The organism is Tenacibaculum piscium (genome assembly GCF_021390715.1).
GTDB lineage: Bacteria > Bacteroidota > Bacteroidia > Flavobacteriales > Flavobacteriaceae > Polaribacter > Polaribacter piscius.
Map to the genome: position 1 here is coordinate 1 of NZ_JAJGWT010000033.1, position 1,473 is coordinate 1,473.

5 protein-coding genes are annotated in these 1,473 nt (G+C 31.4%); all 5 read right to left on the minus strand.

Translation table 11 applies throughout. The features are described 5' to 3' along the window. Nucleotides 1-91 precede the first annotated feature (91 nt). Genes L0U77_RS11800 through L0U77_RS11820 form a run of 5 tightly spaced genes read right to left on the minus strand, consistent with a single transcriptional unit; the run spans nucleotide 92 to nucleotide 1,441 of the window. Nucleotides 92-391 (minus strand): hypothetical protein, encoded by a 300-nt coding sequence (locus tag L0U77_RS11800; RefSeq protein WP_233901101.1) that lies wholly within the window; start codon nucleotides 389-391, stop codon nucleotides 92-94. Continuing rightward, entirely contained in the window at nucleotides 369-806 is a 438-nt protein-coding gene (locus tag L0U77_RS11805; protein WP_101917462.1) for a hypothetical protein, read from the minus strand. The genes L0U77_RS11800 and L0U77_RS11805 overlap by 23 nt, the downstream gene beginning before the upstream one ends. Continuing rightward, nucleotides 806-1,087, minus strand: a complete 282-nt coding sequence (locus L0U77_RS11810) for a hypothetical protein (RefSeq protein ID WP_101917461.1) — start codon at nucleotides 1,085-1,087, stop codon at nucleotides 806-808. The genes L0U77_RS11805 and L0U77_RS11810 overlap by 1 nt, the downstream gene beginning before the upstream one ends. 5 nt (nucleotides 1,088-1,092) lie before the next feature. After that, nucleotides 1,093-1,302: a hypothetical protein gene (locus L0U77_RS11815; protein ID WP_233901261.1), complete on the minus strand. Its 210-nt coding sequence runs from the start codon at nucleotides 1,300-1,302 to the stop codon at nucleotides 1,093-1,095. Continuing rightward, nucleotides 1,274-1,441, minus strand: coding sequence for a hypothetical protein (locus L0U77_RS11820; protein WP_233901262.1), 168 nt, complete (start codon nucleotides 1,439-1,441; stop codon nucleotides 1,274-1,276). The genes L0U77_RS11815 and L0U77_RS11820 overlap by 29 nt, the downstream gene beginning before the upstream one ends. Nucleotides 1,442-1,473: the final 32 nt, after the last annotated feature.

Consider the following 1,473-nt stretch of genomic DNA (forward strand, 5'->3'; position numbering starts at 1 on the left):
ACTTTCATTTTCCTTAATGGCTATCATTTTAGCTTTAATTCCTTGTACTTTCATGGTCTTTTTTAAGTCTTTTTTGAATTATTCCTGAGCTTTAGCTCACTTTAAAATCAATTCCAATTGCCCAGCATCCGATGCCTTCACAACCTGTAATTACATCAATATTAGTTTGTGTTAATGCCGTTGCAGGAAGTATTTTTTTTGCTTGATAATAGTTTAAATGGTCTTTATTATAAATAACATTTTCAGGAATAATAATTTTATCTCCAGTTTCAATAACCTCGCTTGGTGCTTTATGATTCGCTTTTGCAATTAAAGAGGCATTAACCGCCAATCCTGTTGTTAAGATTGCGATATCYAAAAAAGATTGTTTATTGAGTGCTATTATTTGCATCTTTAAGTTGCTTTTTTAACAATTTGTTTTCAGTGTCTTTTTCTCGTAGCTCTCTTTTTAAAGAAAGTATAAATTTGTTTTTTAGCTTTATCTCATCTTCTAACAAGTTATTTTTTCGTTTATAAGAAGACTCTAGTTGGCTCATTTCTTCTGTCATCATTTGAAACTTTCGTTCCCATAACTGAGAAGTTTCTTGATATTTTTTTTCGTATCGAATCGGTAAATCATCTAGCGCTGATTTATACATATCAATAACCTTAGAGCCGTTATCAATTTCTTTGCTTTCAACATCCGCCTCAACACCTTTTGTAATAGCCTTGTTTTTTCTTCGTTCCAAAATTGCCATTCCAACTCCTCCAGCTCCTAAAGTGTAACCTAATATTTCGCCTATATTTTCTTGGATAAAACTTACCATTAAATTTTAATTTTTAGGTTTTCAAAACCTCCAGTTAAATCAATCGTTGGATTTTTATAACCAACATATTCTAATTGTATCTTTAAATTTCGTTTAAATTCAATTTCAGAAACATTGGTTTTTATATAATTAATCGCACCAAAACCAACTAAAGGAAATTCTTTAAACTCGCCTTTATTATAAAGTAAAACAATTTCAACGTTTTGTTGATCCGATTTTCCAATCACAAAATCACCGTTTTCAATCGCTAAGTCACCATTTTCATCAAGTAATAAATCCATAATTATTATTTAATTATACCTGTTCCTGTTACTGGTCCACCTGTGGCACTAGCTCCAGTAACGGTGGTAGTTCTACCAATAACAAAATCGTTAATTGCTTTTGCTTCTTTAAGCGCCATTTCTTTGCGTGCTACTTCGGGTTTTATCGTTGGRTTATTCGAATATTCTTCACGGATTTCAAATAATTTATCGGCTAACGGTGGTAGTTCTACCAATAACAAAATCGTTAATTGCTTTTGCTTCTTTAAGCGCCATTTCTTTGCGTGCTACTTCGGGTTTTATCGTTGGATTATTCGAATATTCTTCACGGATTTCAAATAATTTATCGGCTAATTGCTTTTGAGTGCTAGGCATTATTTAAGTACTTTATTAAAACGTTTTTTTAT

Bases quoted from the DNA above. Each gene is read 5' to 3' on its own strand.
- L0U77_RS11805 (WP_101917462.1), bottom strand. From the start codon at position 806: ATGGTAAGTTTTATCCAAGAAAATATAGGCGAAATATTAGGTTACACT.
- L0U77_RS11810 (WP_101917461.1), bottom strand. From the start codon at position 1,087: ATGGATTTATTACTTGATGAAAATGGTGACTTAGCGATTGAAAACGGT.
- L0U77_RS11820 (WP_233901262.1), bottom strand. From the start codon at position 1,441: ATGCCTAGCACTCAAAAGCAATTAGCCGATAAATTATTTGAAATCCGT.